Origin of the sequence: Nitratidesulfovibrio liaohensis (genome assembly GCF_011682075.1) — a bacterium.
Lineage (GTDB): Bacteria > Desulfobacterota > Desulfovibrionia > Desulfovibrionales > Desulfovibrionaceae > Cupidesulfovibrio > Cupidesulfovibrio liaohensis.
In genome coordinates this window covers 1-2,877 of the sequence record NZ_VSMK01000362.1, presented here as the reverse complement: position 1 = coordinate 2,877, position 2,877 = coordinate 1, and the positions used below count along the sequence as shown (strand labels likewise).

2 protein-coding genes are annotated in these 2,877 nt (G+C 70.1%); both read right to left on the bottom strand.

Annotated features, from left to right (window positions below; genetic code table 11):
- Nucleotides 1–316: 316 nt before the first annotated feature.
- Nucleotides 317–1,354 carry a zinc dependent phospholipase C family protein gene (locus tag FVW27_RS12275; RefSeq protein ID WP_243838405.1) on the bottom strand — a complete coding sequence of 346 codons (1,038 nt, stop codon included), beginning with the start codon at nucleotides 1,352–1,354 and terminating at the stop codon, nucleotides 317–319.
- Between the two features lie 298 nt (nucleotides 1,355–1,652).
- Nucleotides 1,653–2,877, bottom strand: a 1,225-nt coding sequence (locus tag FVW27_RS12270; RefSeq protein WP_167125526.1) for a phospholipase D-like domain-containing protein, incomplete at its 5' end; no start/stop codon positions are given.

Here is a 2,877-nt window from a genome sequence, read left to right as displayed (position 1 = left end):
CCACGCCGCTGCCCGCCGTCGTCGGCGTGGCCGCCTTTGCCGCGCTGCGCACCGGGGTGGACGTGCTGTACGTGGTGGGCGCGGGCGCGCTGGTTTCGTGGCTGCTGGGCTGACTCCGCACGCACACCCTTTCGCCACCCACGCGACGCGACCGAGCGACTACTCGCCGGGAACGAGCGACCGCGAGACGCAACCACGCGCCCCCTCAGGGGGCTCACGCCTTGCCATGCCTTTTCTTGCCCCTCTCGGCCATGCACGCGAAAAGGCGGCGGGATCACTCCCGCCGCCTTTTCGCGTGGCATGAAAGATGGGCCTATCAGGCCGCCCGGCAGGGCACCGGCAGGTAGGGCAGATCCCCAAGCCGCTCGTCCAGCGGAAAGCGCACCCCGCCCGGCCTGCGCGCCACCATGGGCCGCACGCCCCGGCACACGTCGCGGGCCTCGGCCAGGTGGTCGCTGCCGATGGGGTCGATGCCCGTCACCGCAGATCCGTACGGGTCGCGCAGCACGTCCACCACGGCCCGCACGCTGACGTCGACCATCTCGCGCAGGTAGGCGCGGTCCGCCGCGTGGGGCATGACCCGGTGCACCAGGCGCAGCGAACGCCGCCACGACTGCCTGCCGCTGACGGCCAGGCTGCCCTGGAACAGCCGTTTCTTGAAGGCGAAGGGCCAGTGCCCGCCGTGGGTGGCCTGCAACAGGGTACGGTCCGCCGCGCCGTTGGGCAGGCGGAACAGGCTGACGGCCTCTGCCGCGTCCCATTCCACCATGCGGTCGGCCTGCATCTCGACGTACACGTGGCTCAGCTTGCCAGTGCCGGGGGTGCCCCCCAGCAGCGTGGGCACGTAATGGTTGTGGGCCACGGTGTCGGCGGCAAGGTGCGAAAGGTAGCCGCAGGCGTAGGCATGCAGGCGCGGGGTGTCCGCCGCCTCGTACAGGGTATGGCCGGTGCTCCAGTTGTGGCTGTGGCCGGGTGTGACGGTGCAGCCCTTGCCGATGAAGATGTCGGCGGAAAGGCTGCCGTACAGGAAGGCATCCGGATGGGCCAGCAGGGCCGAGCCCACGGCGGCGGGCAAAAGCGAGGCGTTCTGCAGCAGCCAGTGGGCGGCCACCATGTGCACGCCCGGTCCCCAGGCAAAGGCCGCGTCGGGCAGCAGCACCACCCCCAGCACGGCCAGCAGGGCGCAGCAGAGCAGCGCCAGCACGGAACGGGGCGTGGTGCCCGTGCCACGTGCGCGCTGCGTGATCGAGACGGAACACGAGGGGGCGGAGCAGCAGGGGGCAAAACCGGTATCGGATGCACCCAGGCCGCGCGGCATGCCGCATCGGACCGGGCGCAGGAGAGACGTATTCATTCCGAAGGCTACCTTCCGGGTAAACTGCGTTGCGACCCCCCTAGTAATCCCCTGGCAGGGGGTGTCAACCCCGTTCCCTGTCCCGGCGAAACGGGCCGGAACGCCGCACAGCGCCGTGCCAACATCCCGCCATCATTGCATTCCGCGCTCTGAAAAAACCGGCGCGCGGTGCCCCGCCGTGCACCCCCCATGCTGCCCCCCTGAAAAACGCCATGATGCCGGTGGACTGCGAAACCCGTCCGGCACGCCATGCAGGATGATTTTTCCGAAAGAGGGGGTGGATGACGGGGCGCTGCCCCTACAGGTAGGGCGAAAACAGCCAGCACGCCGCATCGCGCAGACGCACCGGCATGCTGCGGGCGGTCAGCGACCGGGGCGTCACCTCGTCTGACACGGCGCGCACCGCCTCGAAGTGCTGGCCCAACTGGCGGGCCACGGTGGTGTCCAGCACCTCCACGGTCAGCTCGAAGTTCAGGCGCAGGCTGCGCGGGTCGATGTTGGCCGAGCCCACGTGGGCATAGCACCCGTCGATGAGCAGCAGCTTGGTGTGGCAGAACGGCGGCGGCTGGTAGTATACCCGCACCCCGCTTTCCAGCAGCGATGGCAGCAGGTTGCGGGTGGCCCAGTGCACGAAGGGAAGGTTGTTGCGGCCCGGCAGCACGCAGTGCACCTCCACCCCGCGCAGCGAAGCGGCCCGCAGTCCGCTGATCAGCTCTCGCGAGGGCAGGAAATAGGGCGTCATGATGTGGATGGACCGCTCCGCCCCGGCCACCACGCCCGCCAGCAGATCGTGCACGCGCTCGAAGCCGAAGCCGGGACCGTCCAGCACCATGCGGCACAGCGAATCGCCGCAGGGTTCCTCGCGCACCGGGGGGCCGGGTGCGTATTCGCCGGTGACAAAGCCCCAGTCGCGCAGGAAGGCCTCCTGCAACTGGGCCACGATGGGGCCGCTGAACAGGAAGTGCAGGTCGGTGACGCACCGGGTGCAGCCCTGCGCGGCCATGTGGTTCTGAGCGATGTTCATGCCGCCGGTAAAGCCCACCTTGCCGTCGCATACCAGCACCTTGCGGTGGGTGCGCAGGTTCACCGAAAGCTGTAACGGCACCAGATGTGGCGGCAGAAAGCGCTCCACGCGCACCCCGCGCCTGGCCAGGCGCCGCCAGGCACGCGGCCAGTGGTACAGGCCGCCCACGCCGTCCACGATGACCCGCACGTCCACCCCGCGCGCCGCGGCATCGGCCAGGGCATCCACGAAGCGCTGGCCCACGTCGCCGGTGCCGAAGATGTAGGTGGTCAGAAAGACGCTGTGCTCGGCGTTGTCGATGGCATCGAGCATGGCGGGGTAGGCCTGTTCGCCGTTGTGCAGGGGTTGCACGTGGTTGCCCCCGGCCAGGGGGCGATCTGTGACCGCGTAGCCCACCCTGGCCAGCCGCTCGTAGCGCGGCGGCACGATGCCGGATGGCATGGCCCCCGGCGGCTCGTGGCGGGCCGGGCCGCCGTGCAGGCGGCCCCCTTCGCGCAGG